General features: G+C 70.7%; 1 protein-coding gene (running past one end of the window). It reads right to left on the bottom strand.

All coding sequences use genetic code 11. The features are described from left to right. Positions 1-19,278: the 5' portion of a non-ribosomal peptide synthase/polyketide synthase gene (locus tag ACX9TP_RS13240; RefSeq protein WP_482980077.1), read on the bottom strand. It extends 12,174 nt beyond the left edge of the window; 19,278 of the gene's 31,452 nt are visible here — the first part of the coding sequence; it begins with the start codon at positions 19,276-19,278; its stop codon lies beyond the left edge, outside the window. Positions 19,279-19,302 lie beyond the last annotated feature (24 nt).

The raw sequence follows: 19,302 nt of genomic DNA on the forward strand, positions 1-19,302 counted from the left end.
AGCCGGTGAGGCATTGAAGGCCTCCAGCACCTGGTGGCGCTCGGTGTCGCGCAGCAGGGACAGCTCCCCGGCGCGACTTTCGGGCGAGGACACCGCGGCCTCCAGCAGGATGGCGAGATGCTCCGCCATGCGGGAGATGGTCGACCGCTCGAACAGGTCCGTGCGGTAGGCCAGCGTGCCGGACAGTCCGTCCTGCGTCTGTGCCAGTGACAGCGTGAGGTCGAACTTCACGGCCTGGAGCTCGACGTCCACCGGCTGCATCCGTAGTGGCTCGGCGCCTCCAGGGACGCCGGCCACTTCGAGGGACGCCGTGGGCGTGTTCAGCAGGACGAGCATCACCTGGAACAGGGGAGAGTGGCTGATGCTGCGCTGGGGCTGAAGCTCCTCGACGAGCTTCTCGAAGGGGACGTCCTGGTGCTCGTAGGCGCCGAGCGTGGTGGCGCGCACCTTCGCGAGCAGCTCGCGGAAGGTGGCACCTGCCTCCACCCGGGTGCGGAGTACGAGCGTGTTGACGAAGAAGCCGATGAGCCCTTCCGTCTCCGCGCGGGTGCGGCCGGCGATGGGCGAACCCACGACGATGTCGTCCTGGCCGGAGTAGCGCGACAGCAGCACCTGCCACACGGCGAGCAGGGCCATGAAGGGCGTGGTGCCTTCCTGCTGGCACAGCGTCATCAACCGTTCGGTCAGCTCACGCGACAGGTGGACGGGGAGCCAGGCTCCGCGCGAGGACTGGACCGAAGGACGCGGCCTGTCGGTGGGCAGCTCCAGCACGGGGGCCGCGCCGGAGAGCTGCGCGCGCCAGTAGCCCAGCTGCCGCTCCAGCGCCTCGCCCCGCAGCCACGAGCGCTGCCAGGCGGCGAAGTCCGCGTACTGCACCGGCAGGGCAGGTAGGCGGGTCTCACGGCCGAGGGCATGCGCGGTGTAGAGCTCTTCCAGTTCGCGCACCATGACGCCCATGGACCAACCGTCGGAGACGATGTGGTGCATCGTCCCGATGAGCAGGTGGTCCTGTTCGCCCAGGCGCAGCAGGAGGGCGCGGAACACGGGCCCTCGCGCAAGGTCGAAGGGGCGCTGCGTTTCGAGCTGTGTCTGTCGCAGGGCTTCTGCCGCGCGCTCGTCGGCGGGCAGCGCGCCCAGGTCCACCACCGACAGCGTGAAGCGTGCCTGGGCGTCGATGACCTGGACGGGCTCGCCGTCGAGAACACCGAAGGTGGTGCGGAGCGACTCGTGCCGCTCGACGAGCGCGGTGAAGGACTTCTCCAGCGCGGCCACGTGCAGGGGCCCTTGCAGCCGCAGCACGGTGGGCATGTTGTACGCGGTGCCACCCGGCTCGAGCTGGTCGATGAACCACAGGCGCTGCTGGGCGAAGGAGAGCGGCAACGGGCCCGTGCGGGACACGGGCAGCAGGGGTGGCGCCTGGAGGGCACGCGAAGACACAGGCGTCTCCACTCGCGCGGCGAGCGCGGCGACAGTGGACGCCTCGAAGAGGGCGCGCAGGGGCAACTCCACCCCGAGAGTGGCGCGGACGCGGGAGATGACCTGCGTGGCCAGCAGCGAGTGGCCGCCCAGCTCGAAGAAGTCGTCCTGGACGCCCACGCGTTGCACGCGCAGCACCTGGGAGAAGACCTCGGCCAGTCGCTGCTCGGTGAGAGTGCGCGGGGCGACGTACGTCTCACCTCGCGAGGCAGCGCTGGAGTCGGGCGCAGGCAGGGCCTTGCGGTCGACCTTGGCGTTGGCGGTGAGGGGCAGGGAGTCCAGGCGCACCAGCGCGGAGGGCACCATGTACTCGGGCAGCCGCTGCTTGAGGGCGGAGCGCAGTGCAGCCAGGTCGAGCGACTCGGGAGCGGCAACGTAGCCGACGAGGCGCTTGTCGCCGGGCACGTCCTCGCGCACCAGGGCCACGGCCTGCGCCACATCAGGGAAGGCGAGCAGGGCCGCTTCGACTTCCGCGAGCTCGATGCGATAGCCACGGACCTTCACCTGGGCGTCGGCGCGGCCGAGGAACTCCAGCACGCCGTCACCGCGCCAGCGGGCGAGGTCGCCCGTGCGGTAGATGCGGGCGCCGGGACTGGCGGAGAAGGAGTCTGGGACGAAGCGCTCTGCGGTGAGGGAAGGCTGACCGACGTAGCCGCGAGCCACGCCGTCGCCGCCGATGAACAGCTCCCCCATCACGCCGACGGGTACGGGCTGCCCGGAGGCGTCCAGCAGGTACACGCGTGTGTTTCCGAGGGGCCTGCCAATGGGCACGGACGCGCCGACGTGCTCCACCGAAGTCATGCGGTGGGTGGAGGCGAAGAGCGTGGTTTCGGTGGGGCCGTAGCAGGCCGTCACCGGGATGCGCAGTTCCTCCAATACGCGGCGGACGTGAGGGGCACTGACGACATCACCCCCGGTGAGCAGTTGCTTCACGTTCCGCAGTGCCGGGAAGTTGTGGTCCACCACCTGGGTGAAGAGGCCGGCGGTGAGGTGCAGCGTGGTGACGCCGTGCTTCACCAGCACCGACTCCAGCTCCTTCAAGTCGGAGGGCGAATGGGGCGGGAAGACGACGAGACGGGCGCCATGGAGCAGCGGGCCCCACAGCTCCAGGGTGGAGGCGTCGAAGGAAACGGGCGCGATGAGGAGGAACGTCTCATCCGGCCCGAGGTGCGCGTAGTCGTTGCCGAAGACGGTGCGCAGCACAGCGGCCTGCGGCGTGCCGACACCCTTGGGACGGCCGGTGGAGCCGGAGGTGAAGTCGATGTACGCGAGGCTCTGAGGCAGTGCCGCCATCGGAGGCGCCGACGTGGGCTGGCTCTCCAGGGACACTTCTTCCAGCACAACCGTGGACAGTCCTTCCACGGGCAGCTTCGCCCGCAGCTCGCGCGAGGTGACGAGGACGCCGGGACGCGCATCCTCCACCATGGCTGCGAGGCGCTCACGCGGGTAGGACGGGTCGAGCGGGACGTAGGCGCCGCCGGCCTTGAGGATGGCGACGAGGGCGACAATCAGCTCCAGCGAGCGGTCCAGGGCAATGGCCACGCGCGAGTCGGTGGACACGCCCAGGCCGCGCAGATGCCAGGCGAGCGGGTTGGCGCGCGCGTCGAGCTGCCGGTAGGTGAGCATCTCCTCACCGAACTCGACGGCGACCTTGTCGGCATGGCGGGCGACCACCTGCGAGAAGACCTCGGGCAGGGTGGAAGCGAGCGGGTACTCGGTGGTGGTGGCATTCCATTCCACGAGCACCTGCCGGCGTTCCTCCTCGGACATCATGGACACGAATGCGAGGGGGACCTCGGGCCGAGCCACGAGCGCCTCCACCAGCACCCGGAAGTGCTCCGCGATGCGGTTGGCCGTGGCGGGCTCGAACAGGTCGGTGTTGTAGGTCAGCGAGCCCTGGATGCCCTTCGCCGTCTCGCCCAGGTTCAGCTCCAGCTCGAAGCGGGCCGAGGGGTTGTCCACCTCCAGCGGGCGCAGCTTCATCCCGTTCATGTCGAGCGAGGGCATGAACGTGTTCTGCAAGGCGAAGAGCACCTGGAACAGCGGGCTGCGGCTCAGGTCGCGCGTGGACTGGAGCTCTTCCACCAGTCGCTCGAAGGGCACGTCCTGATGCGCGTACGCTCCCAGCGCCGTCTCGCGCACCTGGCGCAGCAGGAGGCGGAAGGAAGTGCTCGGGTCTACCTGGGAGCGCAGTACCAACGTGTTGACGAAGAAGCCGATGAGGCCCTCCGTCTCCCCACGCTGGCGACCCGCGATGGGCGAGCCGACGGAGACGTCTTGCTGCCCGGAGTAGCGGGACAGGAGCACCTGGAAGGCGGCGAGCAGCACCATGAAGGGTGTAGCGCCCTCCTGTTGGCACAGCGCCTTGAGGGGCTCGGACGTCGCGGGCGACAGGACCACCGGCACCTGCGCGCCGCGGAAGGTCTGCACCGGCGGGCGGATCTTGTCTGTGGGCAGCCCCAGCGGGGCGCTGCCCGAGAGCTGCCGGCGCCACCAGTCGAGCTGCTCGTCCAGCACTGCGCCCTGGAGCCACTGGCGCTGCCAGACGGCGTAGTCGGGGTACTGGATGGACAGGGGCGGCAGGGGCGAGGGCCTGCCTTGCGAGAAGGCCTCGTAGAGGTCCGCTACTTCCCGCACCAGCACGCCCAGGGACCAGCCGTCCGAGACGATGTGGTGCATGGTGAGCGACAGCACGTGCTCGGTGGTTCCCAGCTTCAGCAGCTGTGCGCGCAGCAGTGGACTCGTGGTGAGGTCGAACGGACGAAGCATGTCCGCGCGGAGGTGTCGCTCCAGTTCCTCGCGCGCGGCCTGGGGAGTCAGCGCGCCAAGGTCGATGGTCTCCAGCGGTAGCCGGCCCGTGGGAGAGACATGCTGGACGGGTTGGCCCTCGTGCTGGACGAAGGTGGTGCGCAGGGCTTCATGCCGGCGGACCAGCTCGTCGAAGGCCTGTCGCAAGGCGCCTACGTCGAGCCGCCCCTCCATGCGCACGAAGGTGGGCATGTTGTAGGAGGCATTGCCGGGGTCGAGCTGGTCGGTGAACCACAGGCGCTGCTGGGCGAAGGACAGCGGAAGAGCGCCCGTGCGAGGCACGGGGACGATGGCGGGTGCACGAGGGCCGGAAGAGGACTGCCGGGCGGCCTCGATGCGCGCGGCGAGCGCGGCCACGGTGGGGGCCTCGAAGAGCGCGCGCAGTGGCAACTCCACTTCGAACGTGGAGCGGATGCGCGAGATGAGCTGGGTGGCCAGCAGCGAGTGTCCGCCCAGCTCGAAGAAGCTGCCGGTGACGCTCACCCTTCGCAGGCGCAGGAGCTCGGTGAACAGCTCCGTCAGCTTCTCTTCGGTGGGCGTGCGTGGGGCGACGAAGTCCGCCGTGGAGGCCGGCGCACCGTCCGCTTCGGCGAGCGCGATGCGGTAGCCGCGCACCTTCTGGACATCGGCACGGCCAAGGAACTCCAGCACGCCGTCATGGCGCCAACGGGCAACGTCACCCGTGCGGTAGAGGCGAGCACTGGGGACACCGGAGAACGCGTCGGGGACGAAGCGCTCCGCGGTGCGCGCGGGATGCTCCACGTCGCCACGCGCCACGCCGCCGATGAACAGCTCACCGGTGACATTCACGGGCACGGGCTGGCCGAAGGCATCCAGCAGGTACACGCGTGTGTTGCCCATCTCGACGGCGACGGTGTCCCCGTACCGGGTCTCCGCCTGCGTGGTGGCATTCCACTCCACGAGCACCTGCCGGCGCTCCGCTTCGGAGAGCATGGACACGGAGGAGAGGGGCGCCTCGGGCCGAGCTACGAGTGCTTCCACGAGCAGGCGGAAGTGCTCCGCCATCCGCTGTGCCGTGCCGGCCTCGAAGAGGCCCGTGTTGTAGCTCAGCACGCCCTCGTAGCCCTGCTCCGACTGCGCGAGGTTGAGCTCCAGCTCGAACCGGTTGGTGGGGTTGTCCACCTCCACCTGCCGCAGGACCAGGGAGGAGCTTCGCGGCGTCACCCGGGTCGCGTTCTGCAGGGCGAAGAGGACCTGGAAGAGCGCGGGGCGGCTGAGGTCCCGCTCCAGCCGCAGCTCCTCCACCAGCTTCTCGAAGGGCACGTCCTGGTGGGCATAGCCGCCCAGCGTCGTCTCGCGCACCTGGGCCAGCAGCGTCCGGAAGGAGGTCCGCGCATTCACCCGGCTGCGCAGTACCAGCGTGTTGACGAAGAAGCCGATGAGCCCCTCTGTCTCCGCATACCGGCGGCCCGCGATGGGCGAGCCCACCAGCACGTCCTCCTGGCCGGAGTAGCGAGACAGCAGCACCTGGAAGGCCGCGAGCAGGACCATGAAGGGCGTGGCCCCTTCCCGCTTGGCGAGGGCTTCCAGGGACTCGCTGCTCTCCCGTGACAGCAGCACCGGCACCGTGCCGCCCTGGTTCGACATCACCGCGGGCCGGGGCTTGTCCGTGGGCAGCTCCAGCTGCGAGGGCGCTCCGGCCAGCTGTCGCTTCCACCAGCCCAGCTGCGCCTCCAGCGTCTCGCCGCTCAGCCACTGGCGCTGCCAGACGGCGTAATCCGCGTACTGCACCGGGAGCGCTGGCAGCGCGGGCGGTCGGCCCTGGGAGAATGCCGAGTACAGCGCTTCCATGTCGCGCACGAGCACTCCCATGGACCAGCCATCGGAGACGATGTGGTGCATCACCAGCACCAGCACGTGCTCCTCGGGCGCCAGCCGCAGCAGCGTGGCGCGCAGCAGGGGACCGGCGCCGAGCGAGAAGGGAATCGCCGCCTCTCGCATGGCGCGGCGGCGGGCTTTCTCCCAGCGCTCGGACTCCGGCAGCGCTGACACGTCCTCCACCGTGAGTGAGAACTCCGAGGGTGGGTGGATGACCTGGGTGGGCTGGCCCTCGTGAGAGGCGAAGGTGGTGCGCAGTGCCTCGTGGCGCTCGACGAGAGCGGAGAAGGCCCGCTGGAGCGCGTCCACGTGGAGGGCACCCTCCATGCGCAGGACGACAGGGATGTTGTAGGCGGCGCTGCCGGGCTCGAGCTGGTCGATGAACCACAGGCGCTGCTGGGCGAAGGACAGCGGCAGCGCGCCGTCACGCGGTACGGGCACGGGAGGCGGGGCCTCGGGTGCCGCGCCGTCACGCCGTGCGGCCTCGACACGGAGCGCGAGCGCTTCGAGCGTGGATGCCTCGAAGAGCGCGCGAAGCGGCAGCTCCACGCCGAAGGACGCCCGGACGTGGGACACGAGCTGCGTGGCGAGCAGCGAGTGGCCGCCTAGCTCGAAGAAGTCGTCGCCAGCACCGACCTGCGTGCGGCCCAGCACGTCGCTCCAGAGGACCGCCAGGCGCTGCTCCGTCTCCGTGCGGGGGGCGACGTACTCGCGCTGCTCGGAGCTGAGCGCGATCGGAGCGGGCAGGGCGCGTCGGTCGACCTTGCCGGCGGGCGTCAGCGGCAACGTGTCCAGTGGCACCACCACCGAGGGCACCATGTACTCGGGCAGCTTCGTGCGCAGGTGCTCCTTGAGCGCCTGGGCCTCCACGCCCTGCGCCACGACGTAGGCCACCAGTCGCCTGTCGCCAGCCGTGTCCTCGCGCACCAGCGCCACGGCCTCCTTCACCCGGGGGTGTTGCGTCAGGGCCGCTTCCACCTCGCCCAGCTCGATGCGGAAGCCACGCAGCTTCACCTGGCCGTCCTTGCGGCCGAGGAACTCGAGCGTCCCGTCCGCCAGCCATCTCACCCCGTCGCCCGTGCGGTACAGGCGCTCCCCGTCCGCGAAGGGATGGGGCACGAAGCGCTCCGCCGTCAGGTCCGGCCGGCCGAGGTAGCCCACCGCCAGTCCGTCGCCGCCCACGTACAGCTCGCCCGGCACGCCCACGGGGACGAGCTGCATCGCCTCATCCAGCACATAGGTGGTCGTGTTGCGGATGGGCCGGCCGATGGGCACCGAGCGGGCATTCACCTGCTCCAACCGCTCCAGCTGGTGGCAGGTGGAGAAGGTGGTGTTCTCCGTCGGGCCGTAGGCGTTGACCAACTTGCGCCCCGAGGCGAGCCGCTCGCGGGCACGCTCCATGGGGAGGACCTCACCACCGGTCATCACCTGAGGCACCCGGGCCAGCGCTTCCGGCTGCCGTGCCTGCATCTGGTCGAAGAAAGCCGTGGTTATCCACAGCGAGGTGATGCCGTAGGACTCCAACGAGCGACCCAGCTCCTCCAGCGAGGGCGTGCCCGCCGGGAATACGACGAGCTTGGAGCCGTGCAGCAGCGCACCCCACAGCTCCAGCGTGGAGGCATCGAAGGAGATGGGCGCGAGCTGCAGCCACACCTGCTCCGGCCCGAAGCGCGCGAAGTCCGTCTCCAGCACGAGGCGCGACACCGCCCGGTGTGGCACGCCCACGCCCTTCGGCTTGCCCGTGCTGCCCGAGGTGAACATCACATACGCCAGGTGGCCGCCGCTGGCCTGGGCGGGCGGATTGCTCTCCGGTTGGCGAGCGAGCTCGCTCCGCCCGGTGTCCAGCAGCACCACCGGTTCGCCGGCCTCGGACACCGCCCCGGCCAGCTTCTCCTGCGCGACGAGCAACGAGACGCTGGCCTCGCGCTTCATCCACCGCAGCCGTTCCAGCGGGTAGTTGGCGTCCAGGGGGACGTAGGCGCCACCAGCCTTGAGGATGCCCAGGATGCTGACCACCAGCTCCAGGGAGCGCTCCACGCACAGGGCGACCCGCACCTCCGGGCCTACGCCCAGGGTCCTCAGGTGATGCGCCAGTTGGTTGGCGCGGCGGTTCAGCTGCTCGTACGTCAGTCTCTGGCCTTCGTACTCGACGGCCACCGAGTGCGGCGACTTCAGCACCTGGGCCTCGAACAGCTCCGGCAGCGAGGCGTTGCGCGGGTACTTCGCGGCCGTCCCGCTCCACTGCTCCACCAGCCGGCGTCGCTCCTCCTCGCCCATCAGCGGCAGCTCGCGCAGCCGCTTCTCCGGCTCGGCGACAGCGGCCTCCAGCAGCACCGTCACGTGCTCCAGCAGCCGCCTTGCCGAGCCCGGTTCGAACAAGTCACTGTCGTAATTGAGCACCACCGAGGCGCCCTCGGCCGTCTCCCAGATGAGGAGGGACAGGTCGAACTTCGAGGTGAGGTTGCCGGCCTCCTGGCCCTTGAGCGTCATCCCCCGTCGCAGCTTCACCTCCGTCATCGGGGTGTTCTGCAGCGTCAGCGCCACCTGGAAGAGGGGATTGCGGCTCAAGTCCCGCCGGGGCTGCAACTCCTCCACCAGCTTCTCGAAGGGGACGTCCTGGTGCGCATACGCCCCGAGCGTCACCTCGCGCACCTGCGCCAGCAGCTCCCGGAAGGTGGCCATGGGCGAGACGTGCGCCCTGAACACCAGCGTGTTGACGAAGAAGCCGATGAGCCCCTCCGTCTCCGCGTGCGTGCGTCCGGCGATGGGCGAGCCGACGCAGATGTCCTCCTGGCCCGCATGGCGGGCCAGCACCGCCTGGTATGCCGCCAGCACCACCATGAAGGGCGTGGCGCCCTCACGCTGCGCCAGGGCCTTCGCGCCGTCCCAGAGGGACTTCGCCCACGCGTGCTGCTGGACGCCGCCGCGGAACAACTGCGCGGGCGGACGCGGCTTGTCGGTGGGAAGCTCCAGGGCGCTGGGGGCACCCGCGAGCTGCTTGCGCCAGTAGGCGAGCTGCGCATCCAGCGTCTCGCCCTGCAGCCACCCGCGCTGCCAGACGGCGTAGTCGGCGTACTGCACCGGCAGCTCGGGCAGGGGCGAGGGCTGGCCCTCGGAAAAAGCCTCGTAGAGCGCGGCCACCTCGCGGACGAGCACGCCGGAGGACCAGCCGTCCGTGACGATGTGGTGCAGGTTGAGCAGCAGCACATGGTCCGCGGCGCCGCGCTTCACCAGCAGCGCGCGAATCAGCGGGCCCGTGCCCAGGGAGAACGGACGCTGAGCGTCTTCCTCCAACAGACGCCGGGTCTCCGCCTCGGCGGCGTCGCCGTCGAGCCCGCCCAGTTCCACCACGCGCAGCGGCAGCTCCGCGCTGGGAGCGATGACCTGCACGGTGCCACCTGCCTCCTGACGGAAGGTGGTGCGCAGCGATTCATGCCGGCGGACGAGCTCCTGGAGCGCCCGCTCCAACGCGCCCGCGTCCAGCGGGCCTTCGAGCCGGACGGCGGCGGGGATGTTGTAGAAGGCGCTGCCGGGCTCCAGCTGGTCGAGGAACCACAGGCGCTGCTGCGCGAAGGACAGCGGCAGCGGGCCGGTGCGAGGCACGGGGACCAGGGGCGGACGCGCCGGGCCTGCGTGGGTGCTCCGCGCGGCGTCGATGCGGGTGGCCAGCTCGGCCACGGTGGGGGCCTCGAAGAGGTCCCGCAGGGGCATGTCGAAGCCGAACGTGGCGCGAACGCGCGACACCAGCTGCGTGGCCAGCAGCGAGTGGCCGCCCATGTCGAAGAAGTTGTCATGAGCGCCCACGCGCTCGGCGTGCAGCAATTCCGAGAAGAAGCGCGCGAGCTGGCGCTCTGTGTCGGTGCGGGGCTCGAGGTACTCCACGCCGTCGCCGCCGGCCGGGGCCTCGGGGGCGGGCAGCGCCTTGCGGTCCACCTTGCCGTTGGGAGACAGCGGCAGCGCCGGCAGCACCACCACGGCGGAGGGCACCATGTACTCGGGAAGCTTCAGCTGGAGGAAGGCGCGCACGGCGTGCGGCTCCAGCACCGCCTCGTCTGCAGCCACGACGTAGGCGACGAGTCGCTTGTCGCCCGGGACGTCCTCGCGCACCACCACCACGGCCTCGCGCACGCCAGCGAAGCGGCGTACCCCGGCCTCCACCTCGCCCGGCTCGATGCGGAAGCCGCGCACCTTCACCTGGAAGTCGGTGCGGCCGAGGAACTGGAGGGTCCCATCCTCGAGCCACCGCACCCGGTCTCCGGTGCGGTACAGCCGCGCGCCGGGCTCGGCACTGAAGGGGTGGGGGACGAAGCGCTCCGCGGTCAGCTCCGGACGCCCGAGGTAGCCCCACGCCAGGCCGTCACCGCCGACGTACAGCTCGCCGGGGACTCCCACGGGTACCAGCTGCAGGGCGGCGTCCAGTACGTAGGTGGTGGAGTTGGACAGCGGGCGGCCGATGGGCACCGAAATCCCTACGGCGTCTCCGGGCCGCATCGAGTGCGTGGCGGAGAAGGTGGTGTTCTCCGTGGGGCCATAGCCGTTGACGAGGACGGAGCCTTCGGGGAGACGCGCGAGGTGCTGGCGCACACGCTCGGCGGGAAGCACGTCACCACCGGCGAGCACCTGCCGCACGCGGGTCAGGGCCTCACCCTGGTGCAGCACCACCTGCTCGAAGAGGGCCGCCGTCAGCCACAGCGTGGTGACGCCCTGGGTGACGAGCAGTGCGCCCATCTCCTCCAGGGACAGCTTGTGCGGCGGAGCCACCACGAGCCGACCGCCGTTGAGCAGCGCACCCCACACCTCCAGCGTGGAGGCGTCAAAGGCCACCGGGGCCAGCTGCGCGAAGGTGTGCTGCGGGCCGAAGTCGATGAACGTGGAGCCACACACCAGGCGCACCACGGCCCGGTGAGGCACGCAGACGCCCTTGGGCTGGCCGGTGCTGCCCGAGGTGAACATGACGTAGGCCAGTGCCTCGGAGGCGACGTCCACCGCGGGCGCCGACTCCGGCCAGCGGGCCACCTGGGCCCACTCGGTGTCCAGGCACACGAGGAGCTGGCCGAGCGCGGGCAACTCATCCGCGACGTGCTCCTGAGTCAGCAGCACGCCGACGCCCGACTGCTGGAGCAGGAAGGTGAGGCGCTCGGTGGGTTGGCTCCGGTCCACCGGTACGTAGGCGCCGCCCGCCTTGAGCACGCCCACGAGCGCCACCACCAATTCCAGCGAGCGCTCCAGGCACACGCCCACGCGCGCGCCCGGCGAGACTCCGCTGGCACGCAAATGGTGCGCGAGCTGGTTGGCGCGCCGGTCCAGCTCCCCATAGGTCAGCTGCGTGTCTCCGAAGACGACGGCCACCGCATCCGGCGTGAGGGCTGCCTGCCGGGCGAACAGCGCGTGGATGGGCGTGTCACGCGGGTAGTCCGTGGTGGTGGCGTTCCAGTCCACCAGGACCTGACGACGCTCGGCCTCCGTCAGCATGGACAGGGACGACAGCGGCGCCTCGGGGTTTGCGATGAGCCCCTCTACGAGGACGCGGAAGTGCGTCGCCATCCGGGAGATGGTCTCCGGCGCGAAGAGGTCCGCGTTGTAGGAGAGTTGACCGGAGAAGCCATCGACGGTGCGCCACAGGCCGAGCTCCAGCTCGAAGCGGACCGGATTGTCCTCCACCGGCTGCGCACGCAGCGTCAGCCCCGGCAGCGACAGCTCGGGCACGGGGGCGTTCTGGAGGACGAACGTCGCCTGCACCAGGGGCGGACGGCTCGAGTCGCGCTCCACCTTGAGCGTCTCCACCAGTCGCTCGAAGGGCACGGACTGGTAGGGGAATGCTCCGAGCACGCTCTCCCGCTCTTGCGCCAGCAGCGCGCGGACGGAGTCCGAGCCGGACACGCGGGCCCGCAGGGGCAGCGTGTTGACGAAGAAGCCGACGAGCGACTCCAGCTCACTGCGGTCCCGGCCCGCTAGCACGGAGCCGACGAGCAGGTCTTCCTGGCCGGTGTAGCGGCTGAGCAGGAGGTGGAAGGTGCCGAGCAGCGCCATGAAGGGTGTGACACCCTCGCGGCGGCAGAACGTTTCCAGTGCCTCGGCCAGTGGCACGGGCAGGAGCACCGGGTGCGCGGCGCCGTGGGACGACTGCACCGCCGGACGCGGCTTGTCCGTGGGAAGCTCCAGCGCCAGGGGCGCACCGTCGAGCCGCTCGCGCCACCAGCGGAGCTGCTCCCCCATCACCTCGTCCCGCAGCCAACTCCGCTGCCAGGCCGCGAAGTCCGCGTACTGTACCGACAGCTCCGGCAGCGGCGAGGGCCGGCCCTCGGAGAAGGCGAGATAGAGCGCGGCCAGTTCCCGTACCACCACGCCCATGGACCAGCCGTCCGACACGATGTGGTGCTGAGTGAGCACCAGCACGTGCTCCTGGGCCCCGAGCCGGAGCAGGGCGGCCCGCAGCAGCGGGCCCCGTGTCAGGTCGAAGGGACGCAGTGCCTCGTCCCGCACCCAACCCGCGATGCTACCGCGCGCATCGGGATGCTCGGACAGGTCGGTCACCGGCAGCGGAACGGGCGCGGCGGAGTGGATGACCTGCACGGGCCCGTGCTGGCCCTCACGGAAGGTGGTGCGCAGCGCCTCGTGCCGGCGCACCAACTCCGTCAGGCCGTGCTGCAGGGCGCTGACGTCCAGCGCGCCCTCCAGGTGGAGTGTGCCGGGCAGGTTGTAGAAGGCACTGCCCGGCTCGAGGCGGTCCAGGAACCACAGGCGTTGCTGCGCCAGCGACACCGGTAGCTCGCCCGTGCGCGGCACCGCCACCAGCGGAGGAAGCTGCGGGCCCTGGCCCGCCAGCACTGCCCGCTCCACCCGCAGCGCGAGGCCCGCGAGCGTGATGGCGTCGAACAGTTCTCGCAGCGGCAACTCCACGCCGAAGGCGGCACGCATGCGGCTGATGGCCTGGGTGGCCAGCAGGGAGTGTCCACCCAGCTCGAAGAAGTTGTCGGACAGGCCCACCGGCTCCACGCCGAGCACCGCGCTCCAGACGCCAGCCAGCAGCGTTTCCGTCGGAGTGCGCGGCGCGATGTATTCCGGACGTCCGCTGGCTGCCGCGAGAGCCGGGGCGGGCAGGGCCTTGCGGTCCACCTTGCCGTTGGACGTGAGCGGCATCGCCGGCAGCACCACCACGGCCGACGGCACCATGTATTCGGGCAACGTTTCCTTCAGGGCGGCGCGCAGCGCGGCGCTGTCCGTCTGCGTGCCCTCGTGCGCCACGACGTAGCCCACCAGCCGCTTGCCAGCGGGGCCGTCCTCACGTGCGACGACGACGGCCTCGCGCACCCCCGGCAACTTCGCCAGGGCGGACTCCACCTCACCCAGCTCGATGCGGAAGCCACGCACCTTGACCTGTGCATCCGCGCGGCCGACGAAGTCGAGCGTTCCGTCCTCGCGCCAACGCACCACGTCGCCCGTGCGGTACAGCCGGGCTCCGGCCTCGCCCGAGAAACGGTCCGGCACGAAGCGCTCGGCGGTGAGCGCGGGGCGGCCCGCGTAGCCGCGCGCCACGCCGACTCCGCCCACGCACAGCTCGCCCTTCACGCCCACGGGCACCGGCTCTCCACGCACGTCCAGGACGTAGACCCGCACGTTTGCCAGCGGGCGGCCGATGGACGGGACGCGCCCGTCCGCGACGCACTCGGTGAGCGTGGCAATCACCGTGGCCTCTGTGGGGCCATAGGTATTGAGCAGGCGCCGGCCTGGAGCCCAGCGCGCAACGACTTCGGAAGGCAGGGCTTCGCCACCGGAGATGACGGTGCGCAGTTCGGGCAGGCCTTCCGCCGAGGTGGCCGCCAGCGCCGCGGGCGTGAGGCTGATGACGGTGAGGGCTTCTTCGCGCAGCAGCTTCTGCAGCGGCGCGCCCGGCATCAGCTTCTCCAGGGGCGCCAGTACCAGCGAGGCCCCGGAGCACAGCGTGGTGAAGACTTCTTCCACCGACAGGTCGAAGGAGAGGCTGGCGAACTGCAACACGCGGCTGCCGGGGCCGATGCCGTACGCCACCGCTTCATGAGTCACCAGGTTGGCGACACTGCGGTGCTCCACGGCGGTGCCCTTGGGCGTGCCGGTGCTGCCGGACGTGTAGAGCAGGTAGGCCAGGTGGTACGGGGCCACGCCCGTCACCGGCGCTTCGGTGCTCTCACGCGAGAGCGCGTCCTTCTCGGAGTCCAGGGAGAGGGCGCGGGCACGGTGTGCCTCGGGGAATCGCTCCACCAGTACGGACTGAGTCACCAGCACCGTGGCGCCGCTGTCCTCCATCATGAAGGCCAGGCGCTCACGCGGCAGCAGTGGATCCACAGGCACCCAGGCACCGCCTGCCTTGAGGATGCCGAGCAGGCCCACGACGATGTCCAGCGAGCGCTCCACGCTGAGCGCGACGCGGACCTCGGGCCCGACGCCCTGGCGGCGCAGCGCGTGCGCGAGCTGGTTGGCCTTCGCATCGAGCTGCGCGTAGGTGAGGTGCTGTCCCTCGAAGGAGGCCGCCCGCGCATCCGGCGCGCGGCGCGCCTGGGCCTCGAAGAGCGAATGGACGCACGCCTCCGGGAAGTCCGCCCGGGTGGCGTTCCAGTCGACCAGCAGCCGTTGCCGGTCCTCGCTGGAGAGCAGTGACAGCTCGGACAGGCGCTTCCCCGGGGCGGCCACCAGGGCCTCCACGAGCGTGCGCAGGTGCCGCACCCACTGCCCTGCGGTGGACGCGTCGAACAGGTCGGCGCGGTAGTCCAGCGCGCCCTCGAAGCCCTCCTGGGTGCGTGTCAGCGTCAGCGTCAGGTCGAACTTCGCGACGTGGTCACCCACGGGAGCGCTGCGCATCGCCAGCCCCGGCAGGGCCAGCTCCGCGGGCGGCGTGTTCTGCAGGATGAACATCACCCTGAACAGGGGGGCCTGCCGCAAATCCCGCATCGGCTGGAGGCGCTCGAACGGAACGTGCTGATGGGCATAGGCGCCCAGCGCCATCTCACGCACGCGGCCGAGCAGCTCGCGCACGGTGGGGTCGCCATCCAGGCGGGTGCGCATGACCAGCGTGTTGAGGAAGAAGCCGACGATACCCTCCAGCTCGGCGCGATTTCGGCCGGCCACGGGCGAGCCGACGGAGATGTCGTCCTGGCCGGAGTAGCGCGACAGCAAGAGCTGGAAGGCCGCCAGGAAGAGCATGAAGGGCGTGAGGCCCTCGCGATTGCAGAAGGCTTCCACCGCCGCCGCCAGCTCGCGCGGGAGCAACACCGGTGCAAGGGCCCCCGGCGGCGAAGGGTGGAGGGTGCGCGGCCTGTCGGTGGGCAGCTCCAAATCCTGCGCCGCTCCGTCGAGCTGGCGGCGCCACCAGGTGAGCTGCTTCTCCAGCTCCGCCCCCTCCAACCACTTCCGCTGCCACGCCGCGTAGTCCGCGTACTGCAGCGGAAGCGCCGGCAGGACGAAGGACTGGCCCGAGGCGAGCGCGGAGTAGACGACGCCGAGCTCTCGCACCAGGACGCTCATGGACCAGCCGTCCGCCACGATGTGGTGGACGTTGAGCAGCAGCACGTGCGACTGCTCCCCGAGCTTCAGGAGCATGGCGCGCAGCAGCGGGCGGGTAGCGAGGTCAAAAGGGCGCAGGGAGTCCGCGTTGATGCGCCGCCGCGCCTCCGCCTGGCGCTGTTCAGGAGGAAGGCCGCTCAGGTCGACGAGGGCCATCTCCAGCGGAGCGGGCTCGGCGATGCGTTGCACGGGGCCCTCGGCCTCACCGTGGAACGTGGTGCGCAGGGACTCGTGGCGGTGCAGCAGGGCCTCCAGGGCCCGCCGCAGTGCCTCGGCGTCGAGGGCGCCTGTCAGCTCCAGGGTGAACGGCATGTTGAAGGCCGCACTGCCGGGCTCGAGCTGGTCCAGGAACCACACGCGCTGCTGCGAGTACGAGACCGGAAGCCGCTCCGTTCGCGGTACACGCTCGATGGGCGGAAGCCTTTGCACCTCACCTGCACTCACGGCGGCATCGACGAGCGCGGCGAGCGCGGCGACGGTGGGCGCCCGGAAGAGCTCGCGCAGCGGAAGCTCCACGCCGAAGGAGGCGCGGATGCGGGAGACGACGCGGGTGGCCAGCAGGGAGTGGCCGCCCAGCTCGAAGAAGTGGTCCTCGGCACCCACGCGGGGCAGGCCGAGCACCTCGGTCCACAGCGCAGCGAGCTTTTCTTCGGTAGGAGTGCGCGGCGCGACGTAGGCGGCCGAGGCCGTCGGCTCCGGAGCGGGCAGGGCCTTGCGGTCGACCTTCCCATTGGCGGTGAGGGGAAGGGCGTCCAGCCGCACCAGGGCGGACGGCACCATGTAGTCGGGCAGTCGCTCCGCCAGGGAGGCGCGCAGCGCGGCGACATCGAGCGACTCGGGGGCTGCGATGTAGCCGACGAGGCGCTTGCCGCCGTGTACGTCCGTGCGGGACACCACCACGGCTTCGCGGACGCTCGGGAAGGTGGAGATGACGGCCTGTACTTCGCCTGGCTCGATGCGGAAGCCGCGCACCTTGACCTGCGTGTCCGCGCGTCCGACGAAGTCCAGCGCGCCGCCGGCAAGCCAGCGCACCAGGTCTCCGGTGCGGTAGAGGCGGGCGCCGGGGATGCCAGAGAAGGTGTCGGGGATGAAGCGCTCGGCGGTGAGCGCGGGCTGGCCGAGGTAGCCGCGCGCGAGGCCGTCGCCGCCGATGTAGAGCTCTCCGACGACACCCACGGGCACCGGCTGGCCGTGAGCGTCGAGCACGTACAGCCGGGTGCTGCCGATGGGCCGGCCGATGGGGACGGAGGCGCCCACCTGGGCTGCGTCCGTCATGCGGAAGCAGGCGGCGAAGACGGTGGTCTCGGTGGGGCCGTAGCCGTTGGTGACGGGGATGCCCAACTCTTCGAGCACGCGGCGCGCATGCGTGGGAGGCACCACGTCGCCTCCCGCGAGGAGTTGCTTCACCGGGCGCAGCACGTCCAGGTTGCCTTCCACCACCTGGGTGAAGAGGCCGGCCGTCAACCACAAGGTGGTGACGCGCGCCTCACGGAGCACCTGGCCCAACTCCTCCAGGGAAGGAGGCTGGGGAGGCATGACGACGAGACGGGCGCCGTGCAGCAGCGCGCCCCAGATTTCGAGCGTGGAGGCGTCGAAAGAGATGGGAGCCAGTTGCAGCAGCGTCTCGTCGGGGCCGAAGTGGGCGAAGTCGACGCCCAGCAGGGTGCGCAGGACGTTTCGGTGGGTGGTGCCCACGCCCTTGGGCCTGCCGGTGGAGCCGGAGGTGAAGTCCACGTAGGCCAGCGAATCGGGCAGGGCCGCCGGCGACAGCGCATGCGTCGGCCCAGAAGCGAGCGCTGCGTCCTCCAGCACGACGGTGGAGAGGCCCTCTACCGGGAGGCGGGACAACAGCGCTCGTGTGGTGACGAGGGCCTGGGGGCGGGTGTCCTCCACCATGCCAGCCAGTCGCTCACGCGGGTAGGACGGGTCCAGGGGGACGTAGGCGCCGCCGGCCTTGAGGATGGCGACGAGGGAGACGATGAGCTCCAGCGAGCGCTCGACGGCGAGCGCGACGCGGGAGTCGGCACCCACACCGAGGCGGCGCAGGTGGTGTGCGAGTGGGTTGGAGCGCTCGTCGAGCTGGCGATAGGTGAGGCGAGAGTCGCCGAACTCCACGGCGACATGGTCCGGGAAGCGGGCCACCACCCCGGCGAAGACGTCAGGCAGCGTGGCCTCGCGCGGGTAGTCGGAGGCGGTGGTGCTCCAGTCCCGCAGCACCTGCCGCTGCTCGGCGGCGTCCATCAGCGGCAGCTCGGACAGCCGCGCTTGCGGACGCGCGGCGATGCCCTCCAGCAGCGTCTGGAAGTGCGCCAGCAGCCTCCGCACCGTCGGCTCCTCGAAGAGGTCCGTGCGGTACACCGCGGCGAGGCGCAGGCCCTGGGGCAGCTCGGTGGCCAGCAGCGTCAGGTCCACCTGGCTGGTGCCGCTGTCCACCGGCTGCATTTCCAACGTCAGCCCCGGCACCCGCAGCGGAGGCAGGGGCGCGTTCTGCAGGGCGAACATCACCTGGAAAAGCGGCGTGCTGCTCAGCTTGCGCTCGGGCTGGAGCGCCTCCACCAGCTTCTCGAAGGGGACTTCCTGGTGGGCGAAGGCGCCCAGCGACACCTCATGCACCCGGGCCATCAAGGCGAGGAAGGACGGGTCCGCGGAGAGGTCGGCGCGAAGGGCGAGGGTGTTGACGAAAAGGCCGATGAGGCCTTCGAGCTCGGAGCGGTTGCGGCCGGCGATGGGAGTGCCGACGACGACGTCGTCCTGGCCGCAGTAGCGAGACAGCAGCGCCTGGTAGGCGGAGAGCAGGAGGGTGAAGAGGGTGCGGCCCTCGCGTCCGGCCAGTTGCTTGAGCGACTGGAGCAGCGCGGGAGGCAGCACCACCGTGAGGCGAGCCCCGTCGGTGCTGGCCACGGGAGGACGGGGTTTGTCCGTGGGCAGCTCCAGCATGGCGTCGGCGTCCAGCTGGTTGCGCCAGTACGCGAGCTGTGAGTCCAGCGTCTCGCCCTTGAGCCAGTCGCGCTGCCATGTCGCGAAGTCCGCGTACTGCATGGGCAGCGGTGGCAGCGGGGAGGGTTGACCCGCGGCGAGAGAGGGATAGAGCGCCCCCAACTCCCGTACCAGCACGCCCATCGTCCATCCGTCGGAGACGATGTGGTGCACGTTGAGAAGCAGCAGGTATTCGCCTGGGCCCCAGCGGTAGAGCACCGTGCGAAGCAGCGGGCCCTTTTCCACGTCGAAGGGCTTCCGTGCGTCGGCGTGCAGGAGGCTCCAGGCCTCGGCCTCACGCTCGGAGGGAGCGCCGTCCTGCACCTCCACCACGGGCAGGGCGACGTCGAGCGAGGGGGCGATGTGCTGCAACACGCGCCCGTCCTGCTCGACGAAGGTGGTGCGCAGCGCCTCGTGGCGCTGCACCAACTCCTGGAGCGCGCGGCGGAGGGCGTCGACGTTGAGCTCGCCGGACAGGCGCACGGCGGTGGGGATGTTGAAGGCGGCGCTGCCCGGGTTGAGCCGCTCCTGGAACCACATCCGCTCCTGCGCGAAGGACACCGGCGCACGACGGGACTGACGGTTCTTCTCGCGCAGCAGCTCGGCGAGCCGCGCGCGCTTCTGTTCGGGGGTCAGGGCCATGACCGACTACCTTTCCCTGAGCGC

It is taken from the genome of Pyxidicoccus sp. M15, assembly GCF_056858435.1.